Origin of the sequence: Flavobacterium oncorhynchi, from assembly GCF_002217355.1 — a bacterium.
GTDB classification, from domain to species: Bacteria; Bacteroidota; Bacteroidia; order Flavobacteriales; family Flavobacteriaceae; genus Flavobacterium; species Flavobacterium oncorhynchi.
This window is the reverse complement of the sequence record NZ_MUHA01000006.1, coordinates 179,284-198,460: the sequence shown is the minus strand read 5'-3', so window position 1 is coordinate 198,460 and position 19,177 is coordinate 179,284. Positions and strand designations below refer to the sequence as shown.

The window sequence follows — 19,177 nt, the reverse complement described above, 5'->3', positions numbered from 1 at the left end:
AACATCATGAATTTCAATTATAAAAATTATAGAAAAAGCATCACAAAAGCCTTTATTATTACTCCATTTATTGCCCTATTATTGGCAGGATGCAGTGATGATTCTTTAGATACGGTGCCGGAAACAAGCATTTCTACCGAGACCGCTTTTAGTACACCAGCCAAGATTTTAGCACAAGTAAATGGACTTTATGCACAATTCAGTAATCCGTCATTGTACGGCGGCCGATTCATTATTTTTAATGAGCAGCGAGGAAATGAATTTAGCCAAAATGACGGAAACAACTCAACTGGTGCCAATGTTTGGAATCAGTCTATAACCTCATCGGGAGATTTTGTAAACTCTGTTTGGAGCGTTGCTTATACAGCGATAAATTTCTCGAATATTCTAATCGATAATTTAGCAAACACAACTGTTGTTGCCGACGATTTACGCAAAAATTATATTGCCGAAGCCAAGTTTATCAGAGCCATTTCGTACTTGAGTTTAGTACAGACTTATGCAAAACCTTATGCTCAAAATAGTGCTGCGCCAGCGCTTCCGCTTCGTTTAAAAGGAAACACATCTGGAGGACTTAATGACTTCGCTTTTAGTTCTGTTGCCGATATTTACACTCAAATACTAAAAGATCTTGACGAAGCCGAAGCCGATTTGCCAGAAAGTTATTCAACCGCAATTCTTAATGCTTCGAGAGCACATAAAGCCACAGCGATTGCCTTAAAAACAAGAGCCTATTTAAGCAAAGGCGATTATGCAAAAGTAGTTTCAGAAGCAAGTAAAATTGTACCCCAATCGGCACCCTTTCAATATGTTTCAGGAAGTTTAACGCATCGTTTGGAACCCAATATTGCGACCGTTTTTGGAGGTCTTTATGTAGGCAGCGAAGCGATATTTACCATTCCGTTTACAACAGCCGCAGAAGCGCCGGGTTTACAAAGTGCTCTTGGACCAAATTATTTAACTCCGGTTCTCTATTTTAATACCGGTGGAATTATTGCAAATGATGTTTTTGCTTCGCCAACCTCAACAGATGCTAGAAAAGCTTTAGTAATTACCAATTCAACTGGTCAGAAACTACTAAACAAATTCAAGAAAAACAGCGCTCCTTTTACTGATTTTGTACCTGTTATTAGATATGCCGAAATCATATTAAACTATGCTGAAGCCGCGGCGCAGAATAACAATCTTCCTTTGGCTAGAACTTTATTATCCGCTGTACGAAATCGTTCTGATGCTGCTTATGTTTTTACAACCGGTGTTACAACAAAAGACGAATTAATTACCACTATTTTAACAGAAAGAAGAATAGAATTAGTTGGTGAAGGATTCCGTACACCAGACTTATTGCGACGTGTGCAGACTCTTCCGGGAAAAACAGGAAATGCAGGCGTAGCGCCAGAAGTGCTGCCAACAGCAGGTAATTATGTTTGGGCAATTCCTAGTAACGAATTGGCTTATAACAAACTGGCTCCGAGATAAAAAAACACTTTAGAAAATATCAATAAAAAAATAACGAAATGAAAAATAATTTTAAATATCTGGCTGTAATCTTCGCTTCGACGATTATTACCGCTCAACAAAAAAATACCGCTGATAAGGTTTTTATCAATGGAAATATAATTACTGTTGATGCCAAAAACAGCACAGCACAAGCCGTTGCAGTAAGTAATGGGAAAATTCTAGCAGTTGGCAGCAATAGCGCAATAGAAAAACTGAAAGACAAAAAAACAATTGTTGTTGACTTAAAAGGCAAAACTGTAGTTCCAGGATTTATTGACGGACACAGTCATTTTATGGGATTATCAAGATCGACTACCGTAAATGTAGGTTCGCCGCCAATGGGCTCAGTTAAAAACATTGCCGATTTGGTAAGTCGAATTCAGGATTTCCAGAAGCAAAAAAATATCGCTCCAGGCGAATGGATTGATGCTTACGGATACGATCAAGATCAATTAGAAGAAAAAAGACATCCTAATAAAGAAGATCTTGATGCCGCATTTCCTAATAATCCCGTAACGATTACGAACATCAATGGGCATATGTCTGTTTCAAATTCTTATGCTTTAAAAATTTCAGGAATTGATGCAAGTACTCCAAACCCTGCCGGAGGTGCTATCGAAAGAAAAAAAGGCACAAACGAACCTACAGGTTTATTACAAGAAAATGCCAGCCGATTATTAAAAAGACCTGCAAAACCAGCACCATCTTTAGAGGAACAGATAAAAAGTTTAAATGAACAGCAATTGTTTTATGCAAGCAATGGTATTACCACAGCTCAGGATGGATATACAAGTTATGAGTCACTGCAATTATTGCATAAAGCAGCCGAAAAAAATGCTTTATTTATTGATATTGAAGCTTTACCCGGTTATCCAACTTTAGAAAAAGTACTAGAAAATCCTGAGTTTAAATTTGGTGTACTAAAAAACCACTTAAAACTAGCAGGAACAAAAATGATTGCCGATGGTTCTCCACAAGGCAAAACAGCTTTTTTCAGCAAATCCTATTTAGTAGAAGTACCAGGTTGTAATCATGATCAATGTACAGGTTTCCCAAACATTACACAAGATCAATTTAATGACCTTGTAATTAAAGCTTTTCAAAACAATGTTCGTCCGTTTGTGCATTGCAACGGAGATGCAACCATAGACATGTATTTAAAAGCAATCGAAAATGCTAATAAATCTCTAAATACAAACAGTAATGATCGCAGGCCCGTAACTATTCACTCACAATTTGTACGACCAGATCAATTAGACAGCTACAAAAAACTGGGTATAATTGCCGCTTTATTTAGTAATCACGCCTTTTTTTGGGGAGACGTACACGTTCGCAACTTAGGTCCAGAAAGAGCAAACTTCTTGAGCCCTTTAAAAACAGCCATTAAAAAAGGAGTTGTTGCAACAAACCATACTGATTATCCTGTTACACCGCTAAACCAATTGTTTTTGCTGTGGACTTCTGTAGAAAGAAAATCACGTTCTGGACAAGTTATTGGTCCTGACGAACGCCTTACTCCTATCGAAGGTTTACGCGCCATTACTATAAACGGAGCATATCAATATTTTGAAGAAAACAGCAAAGGTTCTATAGAAACTGGAAAACTAGCCGATCTAGTAGTTCTTTCTGATGATTTAACTAAAGTTGAGCCTTTTAAAATAAAAGACATAATTGTTTTGGAAACGATTAAAGAAGGAAAAACAGTTTATAAAAAATAACCCTTTAAATCTAAAAAAAATGAATCAGATCAACATTAATCCTGCACCAGCTGTATCAATGAGAGCACCAAAAAAGTCTTCTGAATTTTTCTGGTTTAGTGAAACTGATACAGTAAACTCACATGATAAAAAGAATACAAAAATAAAAAAGAGCTTAAAAAAGAAGAAAAAAAATGATTGAGGAAAAAATTGAAACTGTCGCCATTAGAACACCAGAAAGAGTCGCAGAGATCTCTTGGTTTAATGATATTATTGGCGGTGATACAGCATATTTAGGCGTTCTAGACAATGATCGCCGAAGCAGCTACGAGCATTGCCGCGACATTACGCTGGAAGCAGAAAAATTAGGTTTCAGCAATATTTTATATCCATCTGCTTATACTGTCGGTCAAGACGGATTGGCTTTTGCGGCAAGTGTTGCACCCGAAACCAACAAGATTACATTTTTGCTCGCAATTCGTACCGGCGAAGTACATCCGCCCATGTTAGCGCGCGCCATTTCTTCGCTGGATCATATGCTGAAAGGAAGACTGATTTTGAATATCATTAATTCCGATTTACCCGGAACACGTGAAGATCCGAATGTAAGATACCAAAGATGTTCTGAAGTAATTCAGATTTTACAGCAAGGCTGGACGCAAGACCGAATCTCGCACAAAGGCGAAATTTATCAGTTTGATCTACCTTCTGATCCTGTAAAATCATATCAGCAAAATGGTGGTCCGTTATTGTATTTCGGAGGAACTTCACCCGGTTCCAGAGCTGTTTGTGCCAAACATTGTGATGTATTTTTGACTTGGCCGGAATCTGAAGAATCGATGTATGCCACTCTTAAAGAAATGAGCGAACGCGCTGCTGCCGAAGGAAGAACTATTGATTTTGGATTAAGAATACATGTAATTGTTCGCGAAACACAAGAAGAAGCAAGAGCTTACGCCAAAAAGCTGATTTCAAAGTTTGACGAAAAGCGAGGTTTAGAAATTAGAAGCCGCGGTGAAGATTCACGTTCATTAGGTGTTTTAAAGCAAGACGAATTAAGAGAAACTGCAGATGACGATGGTTATGTCGAGGATATTTTATGGACAGATATTGGTAAAGTTTTTTCTGGCTGCGGAAGCGGTTTAGTAGGAAGTGCTGATCAAATTATAGAGAAACTAAATCGCTACATGGATATGGGCTTTCGTTCTTTTATTTTCTCAGGATTTCCTTTGATTGAAGAAGCCAATTATTTTGCAAAGCTGGTTCTGCCGCGTTTACCAAATGCCTCTTTACCACATTTGCAAGGAAGAATTCCGCAAGAAACACCTACAACACCTTTAACCAATGCTGAATTGGTTTAGTTATAAAAATAAAATTTAGAATGTCTGAAATAGAAAAAAAACAAGAATACAAAAGAGAACTCGGTCTTGCCGATGCAGCCTTATTGGTTGCCAGCGGAATGATTGGTTCTGGAATTTTTATTGTGAGTGCTGATGTTACCCGAAACGTGGGATCGGCAGGATGGCTTATTTTGGTTTGGCTCATTGGCGGTTTCATGACTTTGATCGCTGCCGTAAGTTATGGTGAGTTGAGCGGTATGTTTCCTAAATCTGGAGGTCAATATGTTTATTTAAAAGAAGCTTACAATCCGCTTGTTGCTTTTGTTTACGGCTGGAGTTTATTTACTGTTATTCAAACAGGAACAATTGCTGCAGTTTGTGTTTCGTTCTTTAAATTTCTGGCTTACTTTTTTCCGTTTTTTAGTGAAGATTTGATTGCTTTTAGAATTGGAGAATCGTTTACAGTTTCTCCGGCACAGCTCTCCTCTATTGTCTTGCTATTTATTTTAACTTATATAAATACCAAAGGTGTAAAACTAGGAAAGCTCATTCAGAAGTTTTTTACAGGAACTAAGTTAATCAGCTTATTAGCATTGATTATTTTCGGATTTATATTTTTTAAACCCGAAATCTGGCAGGCAAACTGGACGAATCCATTTCATCTTCAAAAGCTAAATCCCGATGGCACTTTTTTACAATATACAAATACACCCGCTTTTTGGGGCGCTATAGCTTCGGCATTAGTAGGAACGGTAATTAGTTACGACGCATGGAACAATGTAACTTTTGTATCAGACGAAATAAAAAATCCAAAACGCAATATTGGTTTGAGTTTACTTCTAGGAACTGCAGTTGTAACCCTAATTTATGTTTCATTAAATGTAATGTTTACCGCTGTTTTACCTGTTGAAGCTATTGGAACACCAGAAAAAGACCGCGTTGGAATTGCGGCTGCGCAGGCTATTTTTGGTTCAAGCGGAACTTCGATTATTGCCTTAATGATTTTAATTGCTTCGTTTGGTTGTGCTAACGGAATGATTCTATCGGGCGCAAGAGTTTATCAAAGTATGGCAAAAGACGGTTTGTTCTTCAAAAAAACGGCGATATTAAACAAACATTCAGTTCCTGCAAATGCACTTTGGATACAGTTTTTTATGGCCGTAATTTTGAGTTTAAGCGGACGTTACGGCAACTTGCTAGACATGATTTCTTTTGTTGTGGTTTTGTTTTACGTTATCACTATTGCTGGAATTTTTGTGCTGCGTATTAACAAACCTAAACACGAACGTCCTTATAAAGCTTTTGGATATCCGTTTTTGCCCGCCATTTATATTCTTTTAGGATCAGCTTTTTGCATTTTATTAATCATTTACAAACCTACTTACACTTGGCCTGGATTGATCATTGCAGGAATTGGAATACCTGTTTATTATATAAGAGAGAAATTTTCGACACCTAAAAGCTCAGACATTTAGCCTATTTAAAAGTACAAATTCAGATTAGTTGATTTCTCGTAAATGTTAGTTACTAACCAAAAAACACTTTATTATGAATTCATTTTATCAAGAAATAGCAAAACAGCATCAGGAATTACTAATACTTCCAGAGAAGAAATTAATACATCTGTTTATTGATGACTTATTTGTCATTTTGTTTTCAAATACATCGAAATCATACGAATCTGAAGCTACAATTAAATACAAATTCAATCAGCTGAAAAAGCGTTTTGATGAATTGGTTCAAGATTTTTCGCAAAGAAACGATCCTGATAAAGAGCAGACGCTGACTTTTTTTAATGCCATACCTCATTTGCATAAAAAAACGATAAACGATGCTTTAAGCATTTTTACAAAAGATCCTGCTGCAAAATCGCTCGAAGAAGTATTGTATTCTTATCCCGGCTTTTTTGCTATTGCGATATACCGATTTTCACATCAATTATGGAAACAGGATTTAAAACTTTTAGCGAGAACTATTTCAGAATATGCGCATATTAAAACCAGTATAGAAATTCATCCGGGCGCACAAATAGGAAATGATTTTGCAATTGACCACGGAACTGGAATTGTAATTGGAGAAACTACAATTATAGGCGATAATGTACAACTTTTTCAAGGTGTTACGCTGGGTGCTTTGAGTGTAAAAAAAGAAGACACTTTTATTAAAAGACATCCAACTATTGAGAACAATGTTATTATATATTCGAACAGCACCATTTTGGGCGGACAAACGGTTGTAGGAAGCGATTCTATCATTGGCGGAAATGTCTGGCTTACTTATACTGTCCCGTCAAATTCAATAGTATATCACAAAAATGAAATTAAAATAAAAGACAACAATTTGATCGTATTTAGTGAATAAACGATTCATAAACACTGTATATCAATAATTTAAAAACAATTTTACTATAAATTAAATCCAATTTATTTTGAGTGCTTTTATTTTTAATCTAAATTTATATATCAAATTAAAAAATATTTCTAAACATCTAATAGTAAGCATTTTTAATCAAAAATCAATTAACCTTTTAAACCTTTAAATCATGGCGGAATCAAAACAACAGCAGACCGCATTAGGAGATGTAGCTGCAAGACAATTAGCAATTGCTACACGTACAGTTCCTCAAATTGGAACTATCAGTCCACGCTGGCTGACGCATCTTTTACATTGGACACCGGTAGAATCAGGAGTTTTTCGTTTGAACAAAGTAAAAGACGCCAATCATATACAAGTTGACTGTTCTGCACGAGACGAAAGGGTTTTACCAAATACCTTTGTTGATTATATCGAGAATCCTCGAGAATATAATCTTGCTGCAGTACAAACTATTGTCGAAGTACATACTCGTGTTTCTGACTTGTACAGCAAGCCTTATAATCAAATTTCAGAGCAGCTTAGACTGGCAATCGAGACGATTAAAGAACGTCAGGAAAGCGAATTAATCAACAATAAAGATTATGGTTTATTAAGTAATGTTGCTTCATCCCAAATAATAAAAACCAGAACTGGCGCACCAACTCCAGACGATTTAGACGAATTATTGACGAAAGTCTGGAAAGAACCCGGATTTTTCTTGCTTCATCCGTTAGCCATTGCTGCTTTTGGACGCGAATGTACACGTCGCGGTGTACCGCCGCCAACTACGTCTTTATTTGGATCTCAATTTTTAACTTGGAGAGGTATTCCGCTGATTCCGTCAGATAAACTACCAATTAAAAACGGAAAATCAAAAATCATTTTGTTGCGTACCGGCGAAAGTCGTCAAGGAGTTATCGGTCTTATTCAACCGGGACTGCAAGGCGAACAGTCTCCAGGATTATCAGTTCGTTTTATGGGAATAAACGAAAAAGCAATTGCTTCTTATTTGGTCTCTCTTTATTGTTCATTAGCCATTTTAGTAGATGACGCAATTGCAGTTTTAGAAGATGTAGAAATAGGCAAATATCATGAGTACAAATACTAACGATAACGGCTTGCCAAACATTGACGATTTACAGCATTTAGCCAACGAATTGTTCAAGACGCTGCCTAACGAATTTCCTAAAGAAATCTCGTTAAGTCCAGATCGTACTGAACATCCTCGTGCCGCAAAAGTTGTAGAAACGTTTTTGCAAACTGGAAATTTAGGCAGCGGTGACCCTCCACTTTCATCACAAAGCGCAGTAAACACACCTTCGGCTTTGCCTGCATTTAGTGGTTTTGGAGCTTCACCTACAGTTGCAAATTATGGTTCAGGAGCTTCTGCATTATATCCTAATGCTGGAGCAGGATTTGATCCTAAAAGCGGCGTTACAACATCGGGGGTTCAGGAAGATTATAATCTAAACCTCAACAATCCGCACACTGGTTTTTATGACACTAACTTAAAAAACGCAGCCACTCCGCAATTAAATGAGGAAAGTGTTTTTTCTCAACTGCTCTTAAACAATGAATATCTGCCATTTCAAACAGAGAATTCTTCTTTTGAGATTGAGTTAAAAGCTGCTTTAGCATTTGTTGATACACAATTTACGAAACGTGAAGCTTTTCCGTTAAATGGAAATGACGCTGCAAATTCGTATTATTTTATAGATCAAAATCCATTTGCTTTTGATAAAAGAAATACAAATGCAATTGTTGGAAACACATTCACACCAAAAGAAATTAGCGGCTTTACAACTTCTCATTTTGATGCCAATTTGATCAAAAAAGATTTCCCAATTTTAAGCGAAACAGTAAACGGAAAACCATTAGTTTGGTTTGATAATGCAGCTACTACTCAAAAACCAAAATCGGTAATTGAGCGTATTGCTTATTTCTATGAACACGAAAATTCAAACATTCATCGTGCAGCACATGAGTTAGCCGCTAGAGCTTCTGATGCTTATGAAGCAGCTCGTGAAAAGGTAAAAACATTCTTGAATGCATCTTCGGTAAACGAAATTGTTTTTGTGCGAGGCGCAACAGAAGGAATAAACTTAGTAGCGTGCACTTGGGGCGATCAAAATTTAAGTGCCGGCGATGAAATTATCGTAAGCAATTTAGAACATCACGCCAATATAGTTCCGTGGAAACGACTAGCAGACAAAAAAGGTTTAAAACTTAGAGTAATTCCTGTTGATGATGATGGTCAGATTTTGCTGGATGAATATGCAAAACTGCTCAACTCAAAAACACGTTTGGTTGCTTTTACACAAGTTTCAAATGCACTTGGTACCGTAACTCCTGCTAAAAGAATTACTGAAATGGCGCATGCTGTTGGTGCCAAAGTTCTGATAGACGGCGCACAATCCGTTTCGCATATGAAAGTTGATGTACAGGATTTAAATCCAGATTGGCTGGTGTTTTCTGGACATAAGCTTTTTGGTCCAACCGGAATTGGCGCTTTGTATGGTAAAGAAGATTTATTAAATGAAATGCCTCCGTATCAATCTGGCGGAAACATGATTCAGGATGTAACTTTTGAGGAAATAAAATACCACAAAGCTCCTAATCGTTTTGAAGCTGGAACAGGAAATATTGCAGATGCTATTGGTCTTGGCGCAGCAATCGATTATGTTACCAAATTAGGTATCGATACAATTGGACAATACGAGCATTATTTGCTGGAATACGCAACAAATCTTTTAAAAGAAATTCCGGGCGTGCGATTGATTGGAACTGCAAAAGACAAAGCGAGTGTGCTCTCTTTTAATTTACAAGGTTACAGCAACGATCAAGTTGGACAGGCTTTGAATAAAGAAGGTGTTGCAGTACGAACCGGTCATCATTGTGCACAGCCTATTTTGCGACGAATGGGAGTTGAAACAACAGTTCGCCCTTCATTGGCTTTTTACAATACCACACAAGATGTTGATACTTTTATCAAGACATTGTGGGAACTAAAAAAAGTAAGATTTTAATATAATTAAGAGTAAATGTCTCACGCATCTATTCAAAGAGATAATTACTTTTTTTGATATTTTAAGTAATTATAAACAAAAGGCGACTGTTTCAATACAATCGCCTTTTTTTATAATAAAGTAAGCTGAATTAATTACTTAAATTCATTCAATGATTTTTCGATTATAACCAGACATTCCTGAATTTGAGTTTCTGTCATTACCAAAGGCGGTGCTAATCTAATTTTATTGCCATGAGTTGGTTTTGCAAGCAGTCCGTTATCTCTAAATTTTAAGCAAATCTGCCAAGCTAAATCAGAATCTTCATCACAGTTAATAACAATAGCATTCAAAAGTCCTTTACCGCGAACCAGTGTAATTAAATTATTTCTTTCAGCGATTTCGTTCAATCCCTTTCTTAAAACAACACCTAAACGCTCTGCATTTTCAGCAAGATTTTCTTCTTTTACAACTTCCAAAGCTGCAATTGCAACAGCAGCCGCGACAGGATTTCCTCCAAAAGTAGATCCGTGCTGACCTGGTTTAATAACGTTCATAATTTCGTCATTACATAAAACAGCCGAAACTGGATAAACTCCGCCCGAAATGGCTTTACCTAAAATTAAAATATCCGGCTGTACATTTTCATGATGAACCGCTAGTAATTTTCCAGTACGCGCAATTCCAGTTTGAACCTCATCGGCTATAAATAAAACATTATGTTTCTCACATAATGCTTTTGCTTTTGCTAAATATCCTTCAGACGGTACATAAACACCGGCTTCACCTTGAATTGGCTCTACTAGAAATCCTGCAATAGTTTTTGATGATTCTAAAGCTTTTTCAAGTGCTTCAAGATTATCATATTCAATTTTTATAAATCCATCAGTAAACGGTCCAAAGTTTTTACGAGCCGATTCATCATTAGAAAACGAAATAATTGTAGTTGTTCTTCCGTGAAAATTATTCTCACAAACAATGATCTGCGCTTGATTTTCTGGAATACCTTTTACTTCATAAGCCCATTTACGACACACTTTAAGAGCTGTTTCAACAGCTTCAGCGCCAGTATTCATTGGTAAAACTTTATCAAAACCAAAATACTTCGTTACAAATTCTTCGTAGTTTCCTAATTTATCATTGTAAAAAGCACGTGAAGTAAGCGTCAATTTTTGAGCTTGATCAACCATTGCTTTCACAATTTTAGGATGACAATGCCCTTGATTTACTGCTGAATATGCTGATAAAAAATCATAATACTTTTTCCCATCAACATCCCATACATAAACGCCTTCTCCTTTTTCTAAAACCACAGGAAGCGGATGGTAATTGTGAGCTCCGTATTTATTCTCTTTCTCGATTAAAATCTCAGATTTTGCCGAAAGTATTTCTTGAGTATTTGCCATGATAATTTCTTTTTTACTTCTGCAAAAGTATAAAAATTATTTATTTTAAACCAAAAACAAGACAATTTAACTCATAAATAGCTTTTAAAAAACCAAAACATCAATTTTGAAACACATATTAAGTCATTTTGTTTTTGTAATCACCCAGACAAATCAGACTTATTTTTATCTTTACAGAAAATAAAAATTTTCGCATGGATATTTTAGATGAGTTTGACGTAAAAATTATCAAAGAATTAGAAAAAGATGGCAGAATAGCTTATTCGACAATTGCTTCTAATTTGAAGATTTCGAATACAATGGTGCATCAACGTATTAATCGTTTATTTGAACAAGGCATAATTGCAGGCATCAAACCTATTTTAAATGAAAAGCAAATTGGCTATGACTGGGCTTCTTTTACCGGAATTACGCTCAATAAAGATTCTGACTCCGAAAGAATTATTGAAGCTTTAAAAGCAATTCCAGAAATTACAGAATGTTATTTTGTAACTGGATCTTTTACACTTTACCTTAAGATTACGGCAAAAAACCACGAGCACATGCGAAAAATATTATACGAAAAAATCGATAATATACCCGGAATTGCAAAAACAGATTCGATGGTTGAATTAGGATGTGCCTTTAAACGAAATGTATCCTTGTAAAAAAATAAATATGATTTATTCTGCTAAATTATTACATACAACACTTCTTTTTTGCTGCATTTCTATGTTTGCTTTTTCTCAAAATCTAAGTAAAAAAGAAATTGCGAAATTGGAAGAAACAGCACAAAAAGTAACCATAATTCGTGATAACTGGGGAATTCCTCATATTTATGGAAAAACGGATGCTGCGGCTGTTTTTGGTTTAATGTATGCACAATGCGAAGATGATTTTAAACGTGTTGAGATGAATTATATAGAAAAACTAGGTCGTCTTTCTGAAATAAAAGGACAATCTGTTCTATATAATGATTTAGAAATAAAACTTTTAATAGATATCAACGAAGCTAAAACCGATTATAAAAATGCAGCGCCCTGGCTAAAAAAGCTATTGGATAGTTATGCTGATGGAATCAATTTTTACTTGTACAAACATCCTGAAGTAAAACCTTTTTTACTAACTCATTTCGAGCCTTGGTTTCCTTTACTTTGGACAGACGGAAGTATTGGCGCAATTAGTACAGCCGATCTTTCAGTAGGAGAATTAAAAGCTTTTTACTCGGGCAGCAATGAAAAAACAGCCTACGTAGAAAGAGAAAAAAATGTACAGACGGGTTCAAATGGATTCGCCTTTGCTCCTTCAAAAACGACTTCTGGAAATGCTATTCTTTATATTAATCCGCATACTACTTTTTATTTCAGACCAGAGGTTCAAGTTTCAAGTGAAGAAGGTTTAAATGCTTATGGCGCCGTGACCTGGGGACAATTTTTTATCTATCAAGGATTTAATGAAAACTGCGGCTGGATGCACACTTCTTCAAATGTTGATGTTGCCGATATGTACGCTGAAAAAATTGTTTTGAAAAAAAATAAACTGTTCTACGAATACGACAAAAAATTAATTCCTGTAATTGAGAAAGAAATCACCATTAAGTATTTAGAGAATGGAAAACTAGTCCCTAAAACACTTAAAACTTACTTTACCAATAATGGTCCAATAATGGCTAAACGAGACGGGAAATGGATAAGCTTAAAATCTAATAATCGCTCAATGAATAGTTTAATTCAAAGCTGGGTTAGAACGAAATCAAAAGATTTTGACGACTATAAAAAGGCAATGGATCTGAAAGCCAATACTTCCAACAATACTGTTTATGCGGATAGTAATGGGAATATTGCTTATTGGCACGGAAACTTTATTCCGGTAAGAGATAAAAATCTCAATTGGTCAAAAGTCGTTGACGGATCGATTTCTGCAACGCAATGGAAAGGACTCCACGACGTAAATGAAACGGTTCATTTGTATAATCCAACAAACGGATGGCTGCAAAACTGTAATTCAACACCATACACCGCAGCGGGAACTAATAGTCCAAAGAAAGAAGACTATCCTGCATATATGTCTCCTGATGGAGAAAATTTTAGAGGTATAAACGCTGTTCGTATTTTTAGTAAAGACAAAAAATATACTTTAGATGAAGTTATTACTGACGGTTACGATTCTAAACTATCTATTTTTGAAATCTTGATTCCCGCTTTGACAGAAGTTTTCGAAAAAAACATAAAACCTACAGATGCCGCCTATATTGAACTTGCTGAACCAATCTCTATTTTAAAAAACTGGGATTATTATGCCAAAGAAAATTCTATAGCAACAACTCTAGCGGTCGAATGGGCATACAAACTAGATCCTATCATTCAAAAAGCTTATGTTAACGAAGGAGAAACTGATCAAGTAGAAAACACTAAAAAATTTGCTAAAAATGCAACTGCAGAACAATTGGTTCCACAACTGCAGGCAGTAGTAAAAGATTTAAAAGCTAAATGGGGAACATGGCAGATTCCGTGGGGAGAAATCAATCGTTTTCAACGTTCTAATGGTGATATTAATTTAAAGTATGACGATTCGAAACCAAGTTTACCAATTGCTTATGGCCCTGGTTCTTGGGGAAGTCTTCCTTCTTTTAAAAGCAGTTACCAAAATGGTTCCAAAAAACGTTACGGTTACAATGGTAATAGTTTTGTCTGTGTTGTCGAATTTGGATCAAAGATAAAAGCGAAATCAGTATTAGCAGGAGGAAATAGCGGAGACATAAACTCAAAACACTTTTTTGATCAAGCCCAAATGTATCAAAATGGGCAATTTAAAGATGTTTTATTTTATAAGGACGATGTCGAAAAAAATGCTGAGCGCACTTATCATCCAGGAGAATAATCTCTAAAGCCTGCTTTAAATAAACAAACCTCAGAAGAAATGTCTTTTGAGGTTTTTTTTTATTGTAATATTCCTCATATTTGTCTTAAAAATATCATTTTATGAAAATCATACAGCTATTTGTTTTAGGAATTTTACTAAATACTACCCTAATGAATGCACAATTGAAACCAATAAAATATTCTGACGGCAAGCAGGTTTTGAATGGCTTATATATAAAAGCTGCTGAAAAAAGCTCCGAAAATCCAAGTATCTTAATGCTTCCAGCATGGCTTGGAATTGATAATGCTTCTAAAGGAATTGCCGAAAATTTAGCAAAACTGGGTTATAATGTTTTTATAGCTGATATTTATGGCGAAGGAAATGTTCCTAAAAACACTTCTGAAGCTGGAAAACAAGCCGGTTATTATAAAACAAATTATAACGCCTATCAAAAAAGAATTGATATTGCACTTTATGAATTAATAAAATTAGGCGCAAACCAAGACAATATTGCCGCTATTGGGTATTGTTTTGGAGGAACAGGAGTTTTAGAAGCCGCTCGCGGAGGTTTAAAACTTAAAGGTGTTGCTTCGTTTCATGGAGGTTTAGGAAAAGATACTTCTAGAAAAACCGAACCTATTACTACAAAAGTTCTTATTTGTCATGGTGCTGATGATCCGTTTGTATCAAAAGATGAAGTGGCATCATTTCAGCAGGAAATGCGCGATTCTAAGGCCGATTGGCAGATGATTTATTACGCAAATGCAGTACACTCGTTTACAAATCCTGAGGCTGGAAATGACAATTCAAAAGGTGCTGCCTATAATCCCATTGCAGCAAAAAGAGCTTTTGAGCATTTACAGCTTTTTCTAAATGAAGTGCTTAAAAAGTAAATCTTAAAATACCAATCAAAAAACCAAAATCAAAACAATTAATACACCAATGTCACACAACAAAATTAGAGAAGACAAAACCTGCTTGAACTGCAGACATGTTGTTGAACAAAAGTTCTGTCCAAACTGCGGACAAGAAAACAGTGATTCCCGTAAAACTTTTCATCATTTATTTATTCATTTCATTGAAGATCTAACACACTATGAAAATGCATTTTGGAAAACCATAAAAAACCTTCTTTTAAAACCTTCAACTTTAACTAAAGAATATCTTTCAGGAAGACGATTATCTTATTTGGCTCCGGTTAGGCTATATATTTTTATAAGTTTTATAACCTTTTTATTAATAGCTATGTTTCCTATTCATGTAGAAGAAGACACAAACGAATCTGTAAAAACAGAAAAGGTTCAAAAAGAAATTTCAAAGCAGACAAATTCATTAAAAGAAAATGAAAACGTAAAAGCCTTATTAAGCTCTGATTCGGTATCACCAGAAGACAAAAAGGCGATTCAGAATATGTTAGATAATCCAAAATCAAGTGACAATAGTCTAATAAATTTAGGATATAAATCTGTTAAACAAATTGACTCCATTCAAAAATATGGTTCAAAAGCTGAGAAACTTTCTGATTTTAGTTATTGGATAAATAGAAAAATACAAATCATAAAAGATAAAAATACCAATCAAGAACTTTTCAATAAATTCATAGAGTCTTTTATACACAACTTACCTAAAGTTTTGTTTATCATCATGCCTTTCTTTGCTTTCTTTTTATGGATTTTTCATAGTAAAAAGCGTTGGTATTATTTTGACCATGGCATATTTACGCTGCATTATTTTTCGTTTTTACTGCTGATTTTTCTAGTACTTTTCTCCGTTGGAAAAATAGGAAACGCAATAAACAATTCACTACTTTCTATCGTAATTGACTGTTTCACATTTGCAGGAGTCGTGTGGGCATTTTATTATTTTTTCCCAGCGCATCATAGATTTTACGGAGAATCAAGAATTGTATCCTTTACTAAAAGTGTAGTATTATTTTTCATAAACTCATTTTTTATTCTATTTTTACTAATTGCTTTTGCTTTTTACACATTTATCAATTTACACTAATACCAAATGAAAAAAATTGTAGTTTTATTATTAATTGCCTCAGCGTTTTCGTGTAAAAACACCCAGTCCGCTGCATCAAAAGACAACTCAGATCCAACGAAATACTTAAACTCGATTTCTGAAAAAGACCTAAAAAAAATGCTGTATGTTGTTGCATCAGATGAAATGCAAGGCCGCGAAACGGGTTCTCCCGGACAAAAAAAGGCTGGATTGTATATGATTGAGCAATACAAAAAAAGTGGTGTTTCATTCCCAAAAGGAGCAAAAGATTATTATCAACATATCCCTGCATCTTTCCTAAATGCAAGACGTAACGAAAACTTACCAGACTCTGAAAACATTTGGGCATATATTGAAGGATCTGAAAAACCAAATGAAGTTTTAGTAATTTCAGCACATTATGACCACGTAGGCGTTAAAGGCGAAGACATATACAACGGTGCCGATGATGACGGTTCTGGAACCGTTGCGGTTATTGAAATGGCTAAAGCATTTGCAAAAGCAAAAAAACAAGGACATGGACCAAAACGTTCAATTTTATTCCTTCACGTAACTGGCGAAGAACATGGTTTACACGGTTCACGTTATTACTCTGAAAATCCTTTATTTCCACTTGCCAATACTGTTGCCGATATCAATATTGATATGATTGGCCGTCGTGACGTAGAACACACTAAAACAAACAATTATGTTTATGTAATTGGTGCTGATCGACTATCATCCGATTTACACAATGCTGTGGTATCTCAAAATGAAAAATACACTAAAGTAGATTTAGATTTTAAATTCAATGATCCAAAAGATCCAAATCATTTTTACGAGCGTTCTGACCATTATAACTTTGCTAAACATGGTATTCCTTCTGTTTTCTTCTTCAACGGAGTTCACGAAGATTATCACGGAAAAGATGACAATCCTGAAAAAATTGAATACGATGCTTTAACCAAAAGAACAAAACTAGCTTTTGTTGTTGCCTGGGATTTAGCCAATAGAGAAAATAGACCTGTAGTTGATAAGAAATAAGGTTCTGAGGTTCTGAGGTTCACAAAAAAAGGGATGAGTTTTTAACTCATCCCTTTTTTGTATAATAAATACAGAATACTAAAAGAAAAACCTTAGCTACTCAGGACCTTAGTCCCTCAGCACCTTTCCTCTAGTCATTCATAGAAATCAAAAACTCTTCGTTATTTCTAGTTTTTTTGAAACGATCGTTTACAAAATCCATAGATTCTACTGGGTTCATATCTGAAAGATATTTACGCATAATCCACATTCTTTGCAACGTTTTCTCATCCAATAATAAATCATCACGACGTGTGCTTGACGAAGTAAGATCAATTGCAGGGAAAATACGTTTGTTAGCAATTTTACGATCCAATTGAAGCTCCATGTTACCAGTTCCTTTGAACTCTTCAAAGATAACCTCATCCATTTTAGAACCTGTTTCTGTCAATGCAGTTGCGATGATACTTAACGAACCGCCATTTTCTACATTTCTAGCCGCTCCAAAGAAACGTTTTGGTTTTTGTAATGCATTTGCATCCACACCTCCACTTAACACTTTTCCAGATGCCGGCTGAACTGTATTATAAGCTCTTGCTAAACGTGTAATCGAATCTAGTAAAATCACTACATCGTGACCACATTCTACTAAACGTTTTGCTTTTTCTAGTACGATATTAGCAATTTTTACGTGTTCTTGCGGCTCTCTGTCAAAAGTCGAAGCAATAACTTCACCACGAACACTGCGCTGCATATCTGTAACCTCTTCAGGACGCTCATCAATTAAAAGAACAATTAAATAAACCTCAGGATGGTTAGCTGCAATTGCATTTGCAATGTCTTTTAATAACATTGTTTTACCCGTTTTCGGTTGTGCGACTATCATACCACGTTGACCTTTTCCTATTGGAGAAAACAAATCAATAATACGAGTAGAAACTGAACTTCCTTTTTCGGCTAATTTGAATTTTTCTGAAGGGAAAACCGGCGTCAAATGTTCAAAAGAAACTCTATCGCGAACAACTTGCGGATCGTGACCATTGATTTTAAGAACACGAACTAAAGGAAAAAACTTTTCTCCTTCTTTTGGAGGGCGAACCACACCTTTTACAGTATCTCCAGTTTTTAAACCAAACAATCTAATTTGTGAAGTCGATAAATAAATATCATCAGGAGACGCTAAATAATTATAATCTGATGAACGCAAAAATCCATAACCGTCAGGCATCATTTCAAGAACACCTTCACTTTCTATAATTCCATCAAATTCAAAATCTGAATCTCTGAAATTATTCTTTTTATTTTTATGATTTTGGTTTGGATTTTGGTTTCCGTTATTCCCGTTTCCATTCCCGCTTTGGTTTGGGTTTTGAGCTGGATTTTGATTTGGGTTGGGATTTTGATTTTTATTCTGATTAGGAACAATCTTTTTTGCTGGGGCAGGAGTTTCAGATTTCTCTGTATTTGCAACAATTGCTGGTGTTTCAGGTGTTTCAGATGTTTCTTCGTTTGAAACTATTTCTTTTGCTGCTTCTTTTTCTTTTTGCAGTGCTACCTTTTTTTCGTAAGCTGATTTATTAAACTTAACTATTTTCGGTGCTTTCTTTTCTGCTGCTTTATTCTCTGCCGTTTTATTTTCTGCTTTTTCTTGAACTTGTACAGTTTCCTTTTTTTCTAACGCCGCAGGAGTTTCAATTTCCTTTGGAGTTTCTTCAATCTTATCAAATTCTAAAACTGGAGCATTTTTACTGACAATTTTCTTTGCCGGAGCAATTCTAGCTCTTTTTGGTTTATCATCAGTTATTTCCTTTTCAACAATAGTTGGTTCCGGCGCCGCTGAAGCCGCCTCTTGGTGCGCTAATATCTGAGTAATCAGAGTATCTTTTTTAACGCCATTAAACTTTATTGTTTTAGCTAACTTAGCTATTTCTTGAAGCTCAGAAAGCTTCATTTCTTTTAATGCAGAAATATCAAACATGAATGTTCTATGAATTTAATTATTTTAAAGGAAAAACTGTAAAAGA

At 35.3% G+C, this 19,177-nt stretch carries 15 protein-coding genes; 13 read left to right on the top strand and 2 right to left on the bottom strand.

What is annotated here, in order from left to right:
• Nucleotides 1-6 precede the first annotated feature (6 nt).
• The 8 genes from B0A75_RS05375 to B0A75_RS05340 all read left to right on the top strand — a co-directional run bounded on the left by B0A75_RS05375 (nt 7) and on the right by B0A75_RS05340 (nt 9,918).
• On the top strand, nt 7-1,479 hold the full coding sequence (locus B0A75_RS05375) for a RagB/SusD family nutrient uptake outer membrane protein (RefSeq protein ID WP_089053266.1): 1,473 nt from the start codon (nt 7-9) through the stop codon (nt 1,477-1,479).
• 38 nt (nt 1,480-1,517) lie between these two features.
• Entirely contained in the window at nt 1,518-3,218 is a 1,701-nt protein-coding gene (locus tag B0A75_RS05370; protein WP_089053265.1) for an amidohydrolase, read from the top strand.
• Between the two features lie 19 nt (nt 3,219-3,237).
• Nucleotides 3,238-3,399 carry a hypothetical protein gene (locus B0A75_RS20475; RefSeq protein ID WP_165765093.1) on the top strand — a complete coding sequence of 54 codons (162 nt, stop codon included), beginning with the start codon at nt 3,238-3,240 and terminating at the stop codon, nt 3,397-3,399.
• Nucleotides 3,392-4,558 carry an LLM class flavin-dependent oxidoreductase gene (locus tag B0A75_RS05360; protein ID WP_089053263.1) on the top strand — a complete coding sequence of 389 codons (1,167 nt, stop codon included), beginning with the start codon at nt 3,392-3,394 and terminating at the stop codon, nt 4,556-4,558. The genes B0A75_RS20475 and B0A75_RS05360 overlap by 8 nt, the downstream gene beginning before the upstream one ends.
• Before the next feature lie 20 nt (nt 4,559-4,578).
• Nucleotides 4,579-6,012, top strand: a complete 1,434-nt coding sequence (locus B0A75_RS05355; protein WP_089053262.1) for an APC family permease — start codon at nt 4,579-4,581, stop codon at nt 6,010-6,012.
• Nucleotides 6,013-6,085: 73 nt separating this feature from the next.
• Nucleotides 6,086-6,898, top strand: a complete 813-nt coding sequence (epsC, locus tag B0A75_RS05350) for a serine O-acetyltransferase EpsC (RefSeq protein ID WP_089053261.1) — start codon at nt 6,086-6,088, stop codon at nt 6,896-6,898.
• Between the two features lie 181 nt (nt 6,899-7,079).
• Nucleotides 7,080-8,000 carry a family 2A encapsulin nanocompartment shell protein gene (locus B0A75_RS05345; protein WP_089053260.1) on the top strand — a complete coding sequence of 307 codons (921 nt, stop codon included), beginning with the start codon at nt 7,080-7,082 and terminating at the stop codon, nt 7,998-8,000.
• The gene (locus tag B0A75_RS05340; RefSeq protein ID WP_089053259.1) at nt 7,984-9,918 is read left to right on the top strand and encodes a family 2A encapsulin nanocompartment cargo protein cysteine desulfurase; all 1,935 of its coding nucleotides are present in this window, start codon (nt 7,984-7,986) and stop codon (nt 9,916-9,918) included. The genes B0A75_RS05345 and B0A75_RS05340 overlap by 17 nt, the downstream gene beginning before the upstream one ends.
• Before the next feature lie 134 nt (nt 9,919-10,052).
• Here B0A75_RS05340 and rocD read toward each other — a convergent pair whose 3' ends face one another.
• Nucleotides 10,053-11,303, bottom strand: coding sequence for an ornithine--oxo-acid transaminase (gene rocD / locus B0A75_RS05335; protein WP_089053258.1), 1,251 nt, complete (start codon nt 11,301-11,303; stop codon nt 10,053-10,055).
• Nucleotides 11,304-11,497: 194 nt separating this feature from the next.
• Here rocD and B0A75_RS05330 point away from each other — a divergent pair, with 194 nt between their 5' ends.
• The 5 genes from B0A75_RS05330 (at nt 11,498) to B0A75_RS05310 (ending at nt 17,174) form a co-directional block, all read left to right on the top strand.
• Nucleotides 11,498-11,950, top strand: a complete 453-nt coding sequence (locus B0A75_RS05330; RefSeq protein ID WP_089053257.1) for an Lrp/AsnC family transcriptional regulator — start codon at nt 11,498-11,500, stop codon at nt 11,948-11,950.
• A gap of 10 nt (nt 11,951-11,960) precedes the next feature.
• On the top strand, nt 11,961-14,162 hold the full coding sequence (locus B0A75_RS05325) for a penicillin acylase family protein (RefSeq protein ID WP_244284349.1): 2,202 nt from the start codon (nt 11,961-11,963) through the stop codon (nt 14,160-14,162).
• A gap of 101 nt (nt 14,163-14,263) precedes the next feature.
• On the top strand, nt 14,264-15,037 hold the full coding sequence (locus B0A75_RS05320; RefSeq protein ID WP_089053255.1) for a dienelactone hydrolase family protein: 774 nt from the start codon (nt 14,264-14,266) through the stop codon (nt 15,035-15,037).
• Between the two features lie 49 nt (nt 15,038-15,086).
• On the top strand, nt 15,087-16,151 hold the full coding sequence (locus tag B0A75_RS05315) for a DUF3667 domain-containing protein (protein ID WP_089053254.1): 1,065 nt from the start codon (nt 15,087-15,089) through the stop codon (nt 16,149-16,151).
• Between the two features lie 6 nt (nt 16,152-16,157).
• The gene (locus B0A75_RS05310) at nt 16,158-17,174 is read left to right on the top strand and encodes a M28 family peptidase (protein ID WP_089053253.1); all 1,017 of its coding nucleotides are present in this window, start codon (nt 16,158-16,160) and stop codon (nt 17,172-17,174) included.
• 130 nt (nt 17,175-17,304) lie between these two features.
• Here the strand turns inward: B0A75_RS05310 and rho are convergent, their stop codons facing one another.
• Complete coding sequence (rho, locus tag B0A75_RS05305; RefSeq protein ID WP_089053252.1) at nt 17,305-19,131, bottom strand: transcription termination factor Rho; 1,827 nt, start codon at nt 19,129-19,131, stop codon at nt 17,305-17,307.
• Nucleotides 19,132-19,177 lie beyond the last annotated feature (46 nt).